Below are 14,882 nucleotides of genomic sequence, written 5' to 3'. Positions count from 1 at the left end.
CCCGAACCACCCGGCACCTCACGAGCACACCGGAGAATGCGTGGGGCCGAAGATGTTCGCTTCCAGATCGCCCGCCTTCAGGGTGAAGTTGCAGAGGTAGAGATTGACGAATCCGCCGTAGCTGCCGATCCGGTTGATCGAGTTGGCGAACTCCGGCATCTTGGCGACGAAGGCGTCGAACTCGTCGGTGCTGGCGACCCAGCTGTCGGTGACCGACTTCAGGTCGCTCACCGACCGGCCGAATGCCCCGTTGGACCGGGCCATCGCCGCCGCCAGCGACGCCAGGGCCTGGTTGCCGTCGCCCAGCAGCGCGACGAACTGGTCGTTGCTCCCGACGATCGAGGTGCTGAGCCCGCTCAGGCCGGCCATCAGCTCCTCGAGCTGAGGCTGCCGGGCGTCGACGGAGCCGAGCAGCGACCCCAGGTTGGTGACGAGCTGCGCCATCACGTCCTTCCGGTCGTCCAGGCTCGAACTCACCGCACCGATCTGGGTCAGCAGGGTCGCGACGGCCTCGCCCTGACCGTCGAAGGTCAGGGCGAAAGTCCGGGTGAGCGCGTTGACCTGGACCGGGTCCAGCGCGTCGAAGAGCGGCCTGAAGCCGTTCATGAGCGCGGTCAGGTCCACCGGGGGCGTGGTCCGGGCGAGCGGGACGACCTCCCCGGGCCGCAGTGTCCGTGCCGGGTCGCCGGCCGCGTTGTCGTTGGCGGCGCCGAGCGGGGGCGTGAGCGCGATGTACCGCGCGCCGAGCATGTCGCCGTACCGGACCGCGGCGGTCACCTCGCGCGAGAGCGCGTAGCCGGACTCGACCTCGATGTCGACCACCGCCTTGCTGGTACCGCCGCCGGCGTCGGCGAACGCGATGGAGTCGACCCGGCCGACACGGACGCCGGCCAGTGTCACCGCGTTGCCGGGGCCCAGACCCTCGACGTCGGTGAACTCCACCGTGTACCTCTCCGTGTCGCCGCGCACCGGGACCGACAACGTGTTCGCGACGAGCACGGCACACACCCCGCCCACCACGCAGAACCCCACCGCCTTCACGATCGGCACCCACCCGAGCTTCACCGGACCGTCACCTCGTTCCCCCGTACCAGCGGACCGAGCATGACGACGGTGGCCGGGTTCGGGGCCGCGTCCGGATCTGCCGTCGCACCGAGCATCTGGTCCTGCAGGTACTCGAGCACCGACGCCTCCCGTACCCCGTCGACCACGTCGCTCGGGCCCGGTGCGGCGGGCGCCGCCGCGCTGCCCACGCACCCCGTGCTGGTCTCGGCGCCGTACCGCGGGCAGTCCGACGCGTCGTAGGGCAGCGGGTCGGAGAAGGTCGCGACCGTGGTGATGTCGAACTTCCCCGTGGAGAACACCCGGGCGCCGGCCGCCCCGAACGAGTTCGCCTTGGCCAACGTGTTTACCAGCCCCGCGGGGTTGGCCGCGGTTGTCGCCAGGATCGTTCCCGTCGAGTTCAGCACGGTGGTGATCCGCTCACGCTGCTCACCGACGAACGCGGTTGCCACGGAGGCGAACCCGGCGGCGGACCCGAACGTGGCCGCCACGCCGTCGCGGTGGGTGACCAGGTTCTGCGACACCGAGGTCGCCGCGGACAGCGTCGCGATCACATCGGGGGTGGCGGCCTCGAGAGCCTGCATCACCGACCTGAACTCCGGTGTGGCGTCGAGAAACCGCTGCGCCGCCGGCGTCAGGGTCCGGGACGCGGAGTCGAGCCGGTCGACGATCCGGCCGATCGTCTCGCCGCGCCCGTCGAGAGCCTTGCCGAGCTCGGTGAGCGCGGTCTGCATCTTCTGTGGCTTCATGTGGTCGAGCACGTCGATGACCTTGGTGTAGACGCCGTAGAGCGCCACCGCCTCGGGGCCGGCGTCCACCCTGATCTCGGCACCGTCCGACAGGCTCGACGAGCCGGTCGCGGTCGGGTCGTCGACGAGCTGGATGTAGATGTCCCCGAAGAACGTTCGCGGAACCACCCGGGCCAGCACCGTGGCGGGGATCAGCGAGATCGAATCCGAGTCGATCTGCAGGCGCACCGTGGACGAAGTGGTGCCCGAGTCGATCCCGGAGATCCGTCCGACGTTGACGCCGGAGTAGCGCACGGGCGCCTCGCCGCTGATCAGTCCGGCGGTCGCGGGAATGGCCACGAAGACCTCAGGGTCGCGGTGCAGCGAACCCGATCCGCGCATCACCATCGCCGCCGCGATCGCCGTGACGGCGATCGCCGCGAGCAACCCCCGCAGCGCGAGGGCGCCCCGGCTGCGCCCGGTGAACTGGTCCATCAGAATCCCGTTCCCGGGATCTGCGGGACCAGGCCCCACAACGCAAAGGTCATCAGCACGTCCAGCACACCGATCGCCAGGATCGCCGTCCGCAGCGCCCGGCCTGCGGCCTGGCCCACCCCGGCGGGCCCACCGGCGGCGAAGTAGCCGTAGGAGCAGTGCACGAGGGACACCACCGCCGCGAAGACGACGGCCTTGAGCGCGGAGTACAGCAGGTCCTGCGGGGCGAGTGCCAGGTGGAAGAAGTAGTCGTAGGTGCCGGCCGAGGCGCCGCCGAAGAACACGATCACCAGCCGCGTCGACAGGTAGCTGGCGAGCAGACCGATCATGAAGATCGGCAGCACGCACACCATGGCCGCGAGGACGCGGGTGCCGGCCAGGAACGGAATGGACCGGATTGCCATCGCATCGAGCGCGTCGATCTCGTCCGAGATCCGCATGGCGCCGATCTGGGCGGTGAATCCGGTGCCGACCTTGGCGGCCAGCGCGATTGCGACGACGACGGGGGCGAGCTCGCGGGTGTTCGCGATCGCCGACAGCATGCCGGACATGGTGGTCATCCCGACCAGTTCCAGGCCGCGCTGGGTCTCGACGCCGAGCATCATCGCCGCGGCCAGTGACATCGCGAACACGATGCCGATGGTGCCGCCGCCCGAGAGCAGTGAGTTGGTCCCGAAGCTGATCTCGCTGATCTGTGCGAGCACGTGCTTGCGGTACTTGAGCAGGGCGAAGGGGACGGACGCCAGCGTCCGGTAGAAGAAGGTGACGTGGCGGCCGACGTCCACCAGGCCGCCGTAGGCCGACCGGACCGGGCGCGCGGCGCGCTGCAGCCGGTGTACGGCGTCGACCACCGCCATCAGTACGACCCCACGGCCGGCACGATGACCGTGTACAGCGCCGAGAGCGCGGCGTTGACGACGAACACCAACGCGAAGGCGATCACCACCGCCTCGTTGACCGAGTCCGCGACGCCCCGCGGGCCGCCCTTGGTGTGCAGGCCCTTGAAGGTGGCCACGAGCGTGGAGGTGAGACCGAAGACCGCGGCCTTCACGAGGGCCATGACGAAGTCCGACATCCTGCCGTACTGACTGAACGTGGCCATGAACGTTCCGGCCGGAAGATGTTGGACGTAGATGTGATAGAGGTAGCAGGCCAGGACGCCGCCGAAGGTCACCATCGAGCACAGCGCCAGCGAGACCACCACGGCGGCGACCAGTCTCGGGGCCACCAGGCGCTCGACGACGTCGATGCCCATCACCTCGAGTGCGTCCACCTCCTCGCGGATCTTCCTCGACCCCAGGTCGGTGCAGATCGCCGAACCGGCCACACCGGCCATCATCAGCGCACAGACCAACGCGGCGGCCTGCCCGACGACGATGAACGCGACCACCGCCCCCGAATACCCACCGGCCCCGATGCGGCCGGCGAGCTCGCCCACCGAGACCGCGATGAACACCCCGATCGGGATCATCAGCAGCAGGGACGGACCGGTGCTGACCCGGCCGATGAACAGGATCTGGGTCACCGTCTCGCTCAACGAGAGTCGGCGTCGCAGCAGCGCGCGGAGCAGCGCGACCAGGGCCTGGACCGAGAACCCGATCAGGTAGCCCCCCTGGGTCGCGACGTCGCGCGCGGGCCCCTTGGCCGTGGGCAGTTCGTAGGTCATCTCCGCGATCCCCTTCGCATCTCCCACCCCTCCCCTGTCGGTGAAGCGTGTCACAACGGGTGTCACGGATCAACAGTTATGTGAACCGCTATTCTCATCGTGACTCACCGCCGATGCCGCCGGCCGAGCCGCGGGTGCGACCCGGCCGGCATCACGATCGGGCAACCAGGTCGCGTCAGCTCGCGTTGGCCGCGAGTGCCCCCTGGTTCTTGCGCAGCTCCCCCTTGACCACCTTGCCGCTGGCATTGCGCGGCAGCGCGTCCACGATCACCAGTTCCTTGGGATGCTTGTACCGGGCGAGCCGGTCCTCCAGGAACGCCACGAGTTCGTCGAGGGTGAGGTCCCCCTCGCGCAGCGCCACGACGGCCACCGGGACCTCACCCCACTTCTGATCCGGCCGTCCGATCACCGCCGCCTCCAACACCTTCGGGTGACCGAAGAGCACGTTCTCCACCTCGGCGCAGTAGATGTTCTCACCGCCCGAGATGATCATGTCCTTCTTCCGGTCGACGACGAAGACGAAACCCTCCTCGTCCTGGCGGACCAGGTCGCCGGAGTGGAACCACCCGCCGGCGAAGGAATCGGCGGTGGCGGCGTCGTTACCCCAGTACCCACGCATCATCGTCGGGCCCCGGTAGACGATCTCACCGACCTGCCCGACCGGGACGTCGTTCATCTCGTCGTCGACGACCCGCGCCTGGATCGTCGGGATCACCTTGCCGACCGAGCCCAGCTTGCGCAGCGCATCCTCACCGTCGAGCACACAGGTGATCGGCGACATCTCCGTCTGCCCGAACACCGCCACGTTCATCGCGTCGGGAAAGGTCTCCGACATCGCGCGCAGCACCACGTCGGAGGCGGGCGCGGCGCCCCAACTGATCACCCGGAGGGCGAGATCCCGCTGACGCACGGTCGGTTCCGCACAGACCGCCTGCCACTGGACGGGGACCAGGAACGCGGTGGTGACGCGCTCGGCCTCCCACACGTCGAGCAGCTCGACCGGGTTGAACGCGCCGAGCGGGTGGATGACCGTGCGGACACCGAGCACGATCGACGGCGCCATGCTGCCGAGGGCGGCGATGTGGAACATCGGAGACGCACAGAACCCGACGTCGTCGCCGCGATCCATGCGCAGGGCCCGGATGCAGGTCAACGCCTGCGCCTGCAGGTTCGCATGCGAGAGCACCGCCCCCTTGGGCCTGCCGGTGGTACCGGAGGTGTACATGATCAGCGCCGCGAGGTCGTCCGGCAGGTCCACCGGACGGTGCGCCTCGCCCGGTTCGGCGAGCAGCTCCTCGTAGCCGAGCGTGCCGCCGTCCCCCGGTTGCCCGACCACCACACAGGTGGCCAGCTCCGGCACCTGCTGACGGACCGCGGAAACCAGCGGGGCGAGCGGGACGTCGGTGACCACCGCGGTGGCGCCGCTGTCACCGACGATGAAGGCCATCTCCGGCGGCGTCAGACGGAAGTTCACGGGCACCGCGATCGCACCGAGCGCGTTGACCGCGAGCACCGCCTCCAGGAACTCCGGGCGGTTGAGCATGACCAGCAGCACCCGGTCCCCGAATCCGACACCCCGCCGGGCCAGCGCGTCGGCGAAGGCCTCCGACCTCGCGTGCAGCCCGGACCAGGTGGTACTCGCCCCCTGGAAGCGGAGTGCGACCTCCTCCGGTCGCATGAGGGCATGGGTCGCGACCTGGTTGTTCCAATTGTTCCGACGGGCCCGGAGCGGTTGCGCGAGAAGATTGTCGCTAGATGACATCCTGTAGGTCCTTCCCTGTCACGATGATGTGGTCGGCACGGCGGGCGCACCTCGTGGGGCGCGCCCAGTATGGCAATTCCGAAGGCGCCGCGGGGCCAATTTTGTTAACAGTTATTCGCATCTGATCCCGTCCGACACCATGGAACATGGGCGAGCCCCCGAGCAGCCCGGAGACTCCGCCGGGTTCCGGCCTCGCGACCGAGCGGACGGCGGCGAATTCCGTTGCACCGCTGACCGAATTGATGTCGCCCGGTCCGCCCGGCAACACTGGACGCACACGGGCGCCCGGGCAGCGCACGCCGGATCCACCCAGGAAAACCGACCGAACAGCCCGGCAGCGAGCCGCCCACACCGCCGGGACCGCGCTCGGTGCGGGTGAATTACTGTTAACTTGCAGGCCGGATCCGCCGGGCGACCGAGAGCGAACACTGTTGCAGATCAACAGTTTGCGTGTACTCGCCGACACAGACAAATGGCCGCACCTGCCGACGGCCCGATTCGCATTCGTCCGGAGCGCCGCGGACACTCGGATATGGTTTGCGGCATCGAAGTCAGGAGGCGGCCATGGCCCAGACAACCCGGAGCCGGCCGGTTCCGACCGACGCACCGGTGCGGCGGCGACCGAAGGACCGCAAGGCGCAGATCGCCCTGACGGCCGCCCAGGCCTTCAGCGAACGCGGTTACCACGCGGTCGGCGTCGACGAGATTGCCGCGGCCCTGGGGATTTCCGGACCCGCGCTCTATCGCCACTTTCCCAACAAGTACGCACTGCTGCTGCAGGCGGCACTGAGCACGGTGGGCTCGTTGCGGGCGGCCGCGGATGCCGCGGACGCCCCGGATGCAAGTCCCGAGGACCAGCTGGACCGGGTCCTTCGCGCCCTGATCGCGACCACCGTCGAGCACCGCCGGACCGGCGGCCTCTACCGCTGGGAGGGCCGGTACCTGCAGCCGGCCGACCGGGAGCTGATGCGCGCGGACTTCCGCGCGCTGAACGAGCGTCTCGCGAAGCCGCTCGGCAGACTCCGCCCGGACCTGGGCCGACGCGACGCCACGATCCTGGCCGCCGCCGCCCTGAGCGTCGTCGGCAGCATCACCGCCCACCGCAGTGCGCTGGCGAACCGTCGGATCGAGAAGCTGCTGCTCGCGACGGCGTGGGGCGTGCTGCGCTGCGACCTCGCGGCGGCCCCGCCTGCCGAATCCACCATCGAGGACCCGGCCGCCCGGGGGCTCGCGGTGACCTCCAAGCGCGAACTCCTGCTCGGCGAGGCGATGAAGATCTTCCACGCGCAGGGCTACCACGAGTCGAGCATCGAGGAGATCGGCGCCGCCGCCGGGATCAACGCGTCGAGCGTCTACCGGCACTTCCCGAGCAAGGCAGACCTGCTCGCGGCCGGTTTCCACCGTGCGGCCGACCGGCTGGCCGTGGCGACGGACGATGCTCTCGGCGCCTCCGCCGATCCGGAGGAGGCGCTGCGCCGACTCTCCGCCGCCTACATCGACCTGGCGTTCGCCCGCCCGGAGGTGCTCTCGGTGTACTTCGCCGAGATCGGCAACCTGCCCAGTGGCGAGCGGACGAATCTGCGCAACGTGCAGCGACTGCACGTCGAGGAATGGGTCCACCTGCTCGGCGCGGTCCGCCCCGAACTGTCCCCCGTCGAGGCCCGGTTCGTGGTGCATGCGGCACTCGGCCAGGCACTCGACGTCGGCCGGCTGATGCGTTTCGACACCGACGCGCGGGCCCGCGGGCAGATGCAGGCCGTGATGCTCGCGGTGCTGCTCGGCTGACGATCGACGCGAAGCCAACCGAGGACATGCAGGAACTGTGCGTCGTGCTGGGTCAACTGAATCATGCTTGCACTCCCAGATATCGGGCCGAGTGCCACACCTGCTGCCCGACTGGCGAGACTGGGACTCAGTAGTAGAAGTCGCGGCGAACAACCAGTGACAAGCGGTTCATCTCCCGCTCGAGCCATGACCGCCAGACGTCGTGCTTCCAGCCGACAAGCGGAAGGTCGTAAGCACCGATGTGGTCGGTGATCTCCTTGTTGAAACTCTGCTTGAACTCGGTGATGCCCCGGTACTCGTGGGTGGGATCGTCGGCCGACGCGGCGGGCGTGGTGCCGCACATGTCGTAACGCACGCAGCCGTGCTCCTTGGCCCAACGGATGATCTCCCACTGCACGGCGTGGCCCACACCGTGAGCGCCGAGACCGTTCTCCTTCGACGACTCGGCGCTCTTGCGCACGGACGCACCGTCCTTGTACAGGCTGTGGGTCCCGAGCTTCATCGCGAATGCGCCGGCGACCACCTCGCCCTCGAACCGCGCGAAGAAAAGCTGGCCGCTGCCGGAGGCGTCGTAGCGTTTCCAGATCGCGGACATGTACCGAAAGCTCCGGACCCCGAAGCGGCCGTCCGCAGTCTTGGAGAGCAGGTCGTACATGAGGGTGCAGTTCTCGTCCGTTGCCGGGACCCGCTCGACCGTGACCCCGTCGCGGGCGGCGCGCTTGATCCAGCGGCGGGCACGGGTGCTGAAGCGCGCCATCACCTGCTCCGGTTCACCCTCGATGTCGACGACGACGGTGTAGTTGTTGGGGAGCATCTCGTGGGGTACCCGTCGCAGCCCCGCCTCGGTCAGCGTCCGCATGGTCGCCTCGCCGGCCACCAGCGTGGGCTCGATTCTGATCATGAACACGCCCTGCCCGCGTGCGAAGTCCGCGATCGCCCGTAGCGTTCGGAGCAGCTCCTCCGCATCGGCGGCCGGCGGACCCGCCGGTAGATACCAGAGCTTGCCGAGCAACGGAACCCGCTTCTCGTGGACGGTGACGGCGATGCCGTCGACCATGAGGTACACGCTGTGGTAGCGCACATGCTCCCGCTTGTGCTCCGCGAAATCGTAACTTCGCCACACGTCGCCGCCGTCGGGGTTCGCCCCGATCAGATCGTTCCAGCCCTCGACCTCGAGCGGTGTCGCGCGGCGGACCCGCTCCGACATCCTGAGATCGCCACCCCACTGCCCCTGCCCTGATTCGGCCATCGGATCCCCCATCCATCCAGTTCAGGTGTTTCGGAAAGAGAGTAACCGGCGGGATGCGGCGCCGGTCACAGCTAGCCAATTACGTGACGACGGGCATATCAGTTCAGCGCCGGGGGCATCCACCGTCCTGGTCCGCGCCCAGGTCACTGGGCCGGTAGCCGGCCGGGTAGCCCGGGTAGGTGCGGTTACGGGGATCGCGGGCGGCTTTCGACCTACGGCGCGGCGGCAGCAGTCGCACCAGCCGGGCCCGCCCGCGCAGCGCACCCTGCCCCACCGACGTCATCCAGGCAGGTGCGGTCCGGAAACCGAAGGCGGAAAGCATCATCGGGTCGAGCATTGCATTGACGCCCACCTTCACCGCGGGCCGCAGCGGGCGGGGGAACCACGCACAGAACAGGTCTCGGGTGTACACGCCGATCGCGTGATTGTCGTCGGTGTAGTGGAAGTGCTCGCGCTCGAAGTCCATCTTGAACCGGTGCAGAACCTGGAAGTCCTCCGGGATGTCCCGGATCCCCATTCGGATGCCCACCTGCCGGTAGAAGTGGAAGCAGGCGAGCCGTTCGTGCGGGTGCAACGGCCGCCAGCCGTACCGGTCGATCCAGTCCAGCGGGTCGTAGATGAACGTGCACAGCACGTACAGCATGTCCGCGTTGTCGATGTCGTACTTGCCGTGCATGCGGTTGACGGTGCGCAGCGACTCGCGACCGCGGGGCGAGTCGTAGCCGTGCTCGAGCAGCTCCGCCATCAACAGTGCAGTGTCGTCGTAGCGCTTCTGCGGCCGCTTCTCGAACTCGCCGGTCTTGCGGAGCAGCCCCGAGATGGTCGGGACGCAGTAGGTACGGAAGAGCGCAAGCTCGAGCGAACGCTGGTAGTCCCAAGGGAATTCGTAGCCGGCTGTGATCCGGTGGATCTCCTGGCAGTCCGCCTCCGGATCCAGTTGCTCGATCCGGCGGAGCCAGCCGCGGCGGCCGCGGGGCGCCGAGTCGGTGTCCTTCACAAGTAGCATGGTGTGCTCCTCAGCCTCGTCCATGCCGGGTCTTGAGCAACCAGGCCGCGATCTTCATGTCACGGGCCTTGCGTTCCATGGTCAGCAGGTTCATCGGCGCTCGGTACTTCTGCCGGGTCACCGACTTCGCACGGCTGAACTCGCGCAGTCCGTCGGCGCCGTGGATCCGCCCGAAGCCGGACTCCCCCACCCCACCGAAGGGCAGCGAGGGCACGGCCGCGAAGCCGAGCACGGAGTTGACGGTCACCACGCCGGAGCGCAGGCGCTCCGCGGCGTCGAGCGCCCGACGCTGGTCACGGGTGAAGATCGAGGCGCCCAACCCGTAGCCGACGGCATTGGCCTTGGCGACCCCGTCGTCGAGGTCGGCCATCCGGTTGATCACCACGGTGGGGCCGAAGGTCTCCTCGCACGTCGCGCTGCTGTCCTCGGGCACGTCGGTGAGGACGACCGGCTCGATGTACGGCTCTCGGATCGAGTCCGGGCCGCCGAGCGCCGCGGTGGCGCCGCGGCCGAGCGCGTCGGCGATCTGCCCGCGTACCACCTCGGTCTGCCGCTCCATGGTCATCGGGCCGTACGACGCGTCCGCCCCGCCGCCCGGACGCAGTCGTCGGGTCTTGGCCACGACCTTCTGCACGAAGGTGTCGAACACCGTGTCCGCCACGTAGATTCGCTCGACACCGACGCAGGTCTGGCCGGCGTTGCCGAACGCCCCGAAGACCGCGAAGTCGGCCGCCTGGTCGAGGTCGGCGTCGGCGCACACCAGCATCGCGTCCTTGCCGCCGCACTCCGCGACCAGCGGGGTCAGCGTCTCGGCGCAGGTGGCCATCACCTTCTTCGCCGTCGGGGTGGAACCGGTGAACGCGATCTTGTCGACGCCGGAACGGACCAGGGCGGTGCCGGTGTCGCCGAAGCCGGTGACCACCTGCAGCACCGGCTGGTTCGGCACCAGCGAGTTCCACTTCTCGGCGATCCACACCGCCACCCCCGGCGTCAGCTCGCTCGGCTTGAACACCACCGCATTGCCGGCCGCGAGCGCGTAGGAGATCGAACCCATCGGCGTGTACAGCGGATAGTTCCACGGACCGATCACCCCGACCACACCGAGCGGCTGGTACCGGACGGTGGCCTCCTGGTTCGCACTGACCAGGCCGGACGGCACCTTCCTCCGGCCCAGCACCTTGCCTGCGTTGCGGGCCGCCCAGTCCAGGTGTTCGACGGCGAGCATCACCTCGAGCAGCGCGTCGCCGGCGGGCTTTCCGGTCTCGGCGGCGATCACCTCGGCCAGCGACTGGGCGTCGGCGGCGATGGCACTCTTCCAGCTCAGCAGCCAGCGCTTGCGGCCGTCGAAGCCGAGCCCCTCCCACCACTGCGCGGCGCCCCGCGCCCGCTCGACCGCCCGGTTCACCTCGGCGACGCCGTCGACCCGGTACTCGGCGAGCACGGCCGCGTTCCGCGGATCTCGGGACGCGAACACCGCGGTCGCGCCAACCTCGTCGCCCGTGACGCCGCTCGGTTCCTGGTCGACCTGCTGGGGCATGGCTGCTTCCCTCCGTTGGCGTGGCAGATCCGTCGCATGAACCTTGGCGCAGTCGCCGCGATTCCGACGCAGATCACATCAAATATATTTGATGTGAAGTACTGTCGTGTGCATCACACTAGGCGGACCCGTCCGGTCGGACAAGGACCCGGCAACGCGCGTGAGCAGTCCCCACCACGATGAGGGAGATTCGAAGATGAGCGTCGAGTTCAGCACCGAGCAGAAGGCATTCGCCCAGGCAGTGGCCGATTTCTGCAAGCGGGAGGCCGGCACCCGCGAGAAGCGCGACCAGCTGACCGGGCATGGCCGGCACAACCACAACCAGGCGCTCTACGAGAAGATGGCCGACCTGGGCTGGCTCGGCCTGACCGTGCCCGAGGAGTACGGCGGTTCCGACGCCACGATGGTCGACATGTGCATCCTGCTCGAGCAGTCGCATCTCGGGATGGCGCCGATCGGCGCGATCGGACCGACCCTGATCACCGGCGGTGCCTACGCCAGGTTCGGCACCGAGGCACAGAAGGAGAACGTGCTGCGCGGCATCGTCCGCGGTGTGTCGCAGTCGATCTCGATGTCCGAGCCGGAGGCCGGCTCCGACGTCGCCAACCTCAGCACCAAGGCCGAGCGGGCCGACGACGGCTGGCTGGTCAACGGCCAGAAGACGTGGTGCTCGAACGCGCACATCTCCGAGAACATCCTGCTCGTCGCCCGCACCGGACGCGGCGAGAGCAAGCACGAGGGCCTGACCATGTTCCACGTGCCTGCAGACACCCCAGGACTGAAGATCAACCCGATCGAGCTGATGGGCGGGCAGAAGGAGACCAACGACCTCTACTTCACGGACTGCCTGCTGCCGGCGGACGCGGTGGTCGGCGAGGTCGGCAACGGCTGGCGTCAGCTGATGACCGGGCTGAACTTCGAGCGGCTGATCCTCGCGGCGATGATCCTCGGCACCGCCGAGCGCGCGTTCGCCGACACCCTCGAGTTCATCACCACGCGCAAGCAGTTCGGCCGGCCGATCGGCAGCTTCCAGTCCCTGCGGCACCGGATGGCCGACCTGGCCACCGAGATCGAATGCACCCGACTGCTGGTCTACTCGGTGGCGCGGGAGGCCGATGCCAACCCGGACAAGATGCTGGCCCGTGAGGCCTCGATGGCCAAGCTGAAGGCCACCGAGACCGCCAAGCGGGTGGCGCTCGAGGGCATGCAGATGATGGGCGGGTACGGATACGCGACCGAGTTCGACATGGAACGCCATGTGCGGGCGACGCTGGTGTCGACCATTTTCGGCGGGACCAGCGAGATCCAGCGCGACATCATCGGCAAGACGTACGGGCTGTGACCGCGCGCTGAGTGTCTATGCTGACGGTCTTGCCCGAAGGAGCCCCGATGACCTCGTCCGCCACGTCTCGTAACACTGCCGGTCCCGCGCTTCGCCGCAGGCCGCAGCTGTCCGACGACGTCGCGGCGCACGTGCGTGGACTGATCATGTCCGGGGGTGTGCGGCCGGGAGAGTTCATCCGGCTCGACGAGACCGCCGCCGAGCTCGGGGTCAGCGTGACCCCGGTGCGGGAGGCCCTGCTGACCCTGCGCGGCGAGGGTCTCGTCGAGCTGGTTCCGCATCGCGGGTACGTGGTCGCGCCGTTGACCCGCGGCGACATCAACGACGTGTTCTGGCTGCAGGGTCAGATCGCCGAGCAGCTCGCGGTCCGCGCCACCGCCGCGGTGACCCCGGATACGCTCGACGAACTGCGCGCGATCAACACCGACCTCGCCGCGGCCGTCGTGGCGGGCGACGCCACCCGGATCGAGGACCTCGAGTTCGGCTTCCACCGGGAGGTCAACCGCCTCGCCGGCGCCACCAAGCTGTCGTGGTTCCTGTTCAACGCCATCCGCTACACGCCCGTGCATTTCTACTCCGGCGACAGGGAGTGGGGCGAGTCCGCGACCGCCAGCCACGACCGGCTGATCGCGGCGATGGCGTCCGGTGACGCCGACGAGGCGGGACGCGAGACCCGTCGGCACTTCACCGACGGCGCCAAGCGGCTGCTCGCACACCTCGAGCAGACCGGAATCTGGGACCGAGAGTAAGGCGCGCTGTCAGGGACGCCGGTTGCGTTACATCTCCTCGACTCGGCCCCGGAACAGCGATTCCGGGGCCGAGCGGTGCGTCCAGGACTATTCCGTGACGTCTGCGGCCATCGCCTCGATCAGGCTCTTGGGCCGCATGTCGGTCCAGTTGGCCTCGACGTAGGCGACGCAGTCCGGGCGCGAGGTAGGTCCGTGCACCTCGGCCCAGCCCGCCGGGACCTGCGCAAACATGGGCCACAGCGAATGCTGCCCCTCGCTGTTCACCAGAACCAGGAACTGGCCGTCCTCGTCATCGAATGGATTGCTCATTGATCTACCTTTCTCGACATTTGTCTTGTCCCACAATTGTTTTCACGTTTCGAACAGGGAAACTACTTGTCAACCCCGGCTTCTTCGACGGTCCACGCCTCGTTCAGCACCTCCCCGATCCGGGCGAGAGCGGCCGACGAGGCCATCCCCCAGTGGGTTTCCTCGATGCCGTGGGTGATGACCCGGCCGTCCACGAAGTCCTGCCAGGTGTCGGCACCGGCGTTGCCACTGGGGTCGTCCGCGAGGGCGGCGAAGTAGAAGACGTCACCCTTGAACTTGGACGGCACGTGACCATCGGTCATCGCGCCGGCCTCACCCACTGCCGCAATGGCCGCCGAGATCCGATCAGCGCCCATCGCATTGAACGGAGCGGGCAGGTGCGCCATGATGCCTTCCACCAGGTCGTCGGACAGCTCCTCCGCGGCAAGCGAATCCAGCGACAGTCCGGCCGCAGCGCCGTTTTCGGAAACCAACGCCGGCAAGAGTCCGCCAAGCAGGTCGCCAGCGGTCATCGCACGCTCCGGGAGCGAACCGTCGGTCACCTGGTACGCGTAGCTGTCCATCAGGCCGACCAGTGCGACCTCTTGGCCCATCGCCTGCAACTGCGCCGCCATCGCGTGCGCAATCACGCCGCCGAGCGACCAGCCGATCAGGTGGTACGGGCCTTCCGGCTGCACGGCCCGAATCTTCTCGACGTACAGCCGGGCCCACGCCTCGATCGTCGACGGCACCTCGGCGCCCGACAACGCAGGCGACTGAAGTCCGTAGATCCCCCGCTCTCGGTTGACGAACTGCCCCAGCCCCGCGAAGGCCCACGACACTCCGAGCACCGGATGGACGCAGAACACCGGGGGCTTCGTCCCACCCTCCCGCAACGGGATCAGGACATCGAAGACGGCGTCTTCGCTGAGGTTCTCCAGCCCGGAACGAGCCGAGTCGATCCGACCGGCCAATGAGTCGACCGACGAGTTGGTGAACAGCCACAACACCGGAATCGCCAGGCCGAGTTCGACGCCCAGACGGACGGCGACCCGGGTGGCCATCAGCGAGTTGCCGCCCAGAGCGAAGAAATCATCGTCCAGACCCACCCGCTCGACCCCGAGCAACTCCTCGAACACCGACGCCACCGCCCGCTCGACCCCGGTCACCGGAGCACGGAACTCCGCCACCTCGAACACCGGAGCCGGCAACG

The 14,882-nt window shown here is 68.5% G+C and carries 13 protein-coding genes; 3 read left to right on the top strand and 10 right to left on the bottom strand.

Annotated elements, in window-relative coordinates; translation table 11 throughout:
• Positions 1-18: 18 nt before the first annotated feature.
• The 5 genes from AC1DWC_RS17850 to fadD5 all read right to left on the bottom strand — a co-directional run bounded on the left by AC1DWC_RS17850 (position 19) and on the right by fadD5 (position 5,713).
• Positions 19-1,065: an MCE family protein gene (locus AC1DWC_RS17850; RefSeq protein ID WP_477910155.1), complete on the bottom strand. Its 1,047-nt coding sequence runs from the start codon at positions 1,063-1,065 to the stop codon at positions 19-21.
• Positions 1,062-2,285, bottom strand: coding sequence for an MCE family protein (locus AC1DWC_RS17845; RefSeq protein ID WP_477910153.1), 1,224 nt, complete (start codon positions 2,283-2,285; stop codon positions 1,062-1,064). The genes AC1DWC_RS17850 and AC1DWC_RS17845 overlap by 4 nt, the downstream gene beginning before the upstream one ends.
• Entirely contained in the window at positions 2,285-3,142 is an 858-nt protein-coding gene (locus AC1DWC_RS17840) for an MlaE family ABC transporter permease (RefSeq protein WP_072845956.1), read from the bottom strand. Before AC1DWC_RS17840 ends, AC1DWC_RS17845 begins: the two co-directional genes overlap by 1 nt.
• Positions 3,142-3,951 (bottom strand): ABC transporter permease, encoded by an 810-nt coding sequence (locus AC1DWC_RS17835; protein ID WP_477910215.1) that lies wholly within the window; start codon positions 3,949-3,951, stop codon positions 3,142-3,144. Before AC1DWC_RS17835 ends, AC1DWC_RS17840 begins: the two co-directional genes overlap by 1 nt.
• A gap of 175 nt (positions 3,952-4,126) precedes the next feature.
• The gene (fadD5, locus tag AC1DWC_RS17830) at positions 4,127-5,713 is read right to left on the bottom strand and encodes a fatty-acid--CoA ligase FadD5 (RefSeq protein WP_477910151.1); all 1,587 of its coding nucleotides are present in this window, start codon (positions 5,711-5,713) and stop codon (positions 4,127-4,129) included.
• A gap of 564 nt (positions 5,714-6,277) precedes the next feature.
• On the opposite strand from fadD5, the gene AC1DWC_RS17825 reads away from it, so the two are divergent.
• A complete protein-coding gene (locus AC1DWC_RS17825; protein ID WP_477910149.1) occupies positions 6,278-7,498 on the top strand; it encodes a TetR/AcrR family transcriptional regulator in 1,221 nt (406 codons plus the stop codon).
• A gap of 127 nt (positions 7,499-7,625) precedes the next feature.
• Here AC1DWC_RS17825 and AC1DWC_RS17820 read toward each other — a convergent pair whose 3' ends face one another.
• The 3 genes from AC1DWC_RS17820 to AC1DWC_RS17810 form a co-directional block, all read right to left on the bottom strand.
• Positions 7,626-8,747, bottom strand: coding sequence for a lipid II:glycine glycyltransferase FemX (locus tag AC1DWC_RS17820; RefSeq protein WP_477910147.1), 1,122 nt, complete (start codon positions 8,745-8,747; stop codon positions 7,626-7,628).
• Positions 8,748-8,850: 103 nt separating this feature from the next.
• Positions 8,851-9,753 carry an oxygenase MpaB family protein gene (locus AC1DWC_RS17815; protein WP_477910145.1) on the bottom strand — a complete coding sequence of 301 codons (903 nt, stop codon included), beginning with the start codon at positions 9,751-9,753 and terminating at the stop codon, positions 8,851-8,853.
• A 10-nt stretch (positions 9,754-9,763) separates the two neighbouring features.
• On the bottom strand, positions 9,764-11,290 hold the full coding sequence (locus tag AC1DWC_RS17810) for an aldehyde dehydrogenase family protein (protein WP_477910143.1): 1,527 nt from the start codon (positions 11,288-11,290) through the stop codon (positions 9,764-9,766).
• A gap of 196 nt (positions 11,291-11,486) precedes the next feature.
• Between AC1DWC_RS17810 and AC1DWC_RS17805 the strand changes: the two genes are divergently transcribed.
• Both AC1DWC_RS17805 and AC1DWC_RS17800 read left to right on the top strand, forming a co-directional pair.
• Positions 11,487-12,632, top strand: coding sequence for an acyl-CoA dehydrogenase family protein (locus AC1DWC_RS17805; RefSeq protein WP_477910141.1), 1,146 nt, complete (start codon positions 11,487-11,489; stop codon positions 12,630-12,632).
• A 47-nt stretch (positions 12,633-12,679) separates the two neighbouring features.
• The gene (locus tag AC1DWC_RS17800) at positions 12,680-13,381 is read left to right on the top strand and encodes a GntR family transcriptional regulator (protein ID WP_477910139.1); all 702 of its coding nucleotides are present in this window, start codon (positions 12,680-12,682) and stop codon (positions 13,379-13,381) included.
• Between the two features lie 87 nt (positions 13,382-13,468).
• Here the strand turns inward: AC1DWC_RS17800 and AC1DWC_RS17795 are convergent, their stop codons facing one another.
• Both AC1DWC_RS17795 and AC1DWC_RS17790 read right to left on the bottom strand, forming a co-directional pair.
• Positions 13,469-13,690, bottom strand: a complete 222-nt coding sequence (locus AC1DWC_RS17795; RefSeq protein ID WP_072845963.1) for an MbtH family protein — start codon at positions 13,688-13,690, stop codon at positions 13,469-13,471.
• Between the two features lie 62 nt (positions 13,691-13,752).
• Positions 13,753-14,882 (bottom strand): thioesterase domain-containing protein (locus tag AC1DWC_RS17790; RefSeq protein WP_477910137.1); only part of this gene is annotated, 1,130 nt, incomplete at its 5' end.

It is taken from the genome of Rhodococcus sp. P4_C10 (genome assembly GCF_056402135.1).
The sequence above is the reverse complement of the archived record's forward strand: the minus strand, read 5'-3'. Positions and strand labels throughout refer to the sequence as shown.

What these genes read in the sequence shown, in the direction of transcription:
- AC1DWC_RS17810 (WP_477910143.1), bottom strand. Translation starts at nt 11,290, where the DNA reads ATGCCCCAGCAGGTCGACCAGGAACCGAGCGGCGTCACGGGCGACGAG.
- AC1DWC_RS17815 (WP_477910145.1), bottom strand. Translation starts at nt 9,753, where the DNA reads ATGCTACTTGTGAAGGACACCGACTCGGCGCCCCGCGGCCGCCGCGGC.
- AC1DWC_RS17795 (WP_072845963.1), bottom strand. Translation starts at nt 13,690, where the DNA reads ATGAGCAATCCATTCGATGACGAGGACGGCCAGTTCCTGGTTCTGGTG.
- AC1DWC_RS17845 (WP_477910153.1), bottom strand. Translation starts at nt 2,285, where the DNA reads ATGGACCAGTTCACCGGGCGCAGCCGGGGCGCCCTCGCGCTGCGGGGG.
- AC1DWC_RS17820 (WP_477910147.1), bottom strand. Translation starts at nt 8,747, where the DNA reads ATGGCCGAATCAGGGCAGGGGCAGTGGGGTGGCGATCTCAGGATGTCG.
- fadD5 (WP_477910151.1), bottom strand. Translation starts at nt 5,713, where the DNA reads ATGTCATCTAGCGACAATCTTCTCGCGCAACCGCTCCGGGCCCGTCGG.
- AC1DWC_RS17835 (WP_477910215.1), bottom strand. Translation starts at nt 3,951, where the DNA reads ATGACCTACGAACTGCCCACGGCCAAGGGGCCCGCGCGCGACGTCGCG.
- AC1DWC_RS17805 (WP_477910141.1), top strand. Translation starts at nt 11,487, where the DNA reads ATGAGCGTCGAGTTCAGCACCGAGCAGAAGGCATTCGCCCAGGCAGTG.
- AC1DWC_RS17825 (WP_477910149.1), top strand. Translation starts at nt 6,278, where the DNA reads ATGGCCCAGACAACCCGGAGCCGGCCGGTTCCGACCGACGCACCGGTG.
- AC1DWC_RS17840 (WP_072845956.1), bottom strand. Translation starts at nt 3,142, where the DNA reads ATGGCGGTGGTCGACGCCGTACACCGGCTGCAGCGCGCCGCGCGCCCG.
- AC1DWC_RS17800 (WP_477910139.1), top strand. Translation starts at nt 12,680, where the DNA reads ATGACCTCGTCCGCCACGTCTCGTAACACTGCCGGTCCCGCGCTTCGC.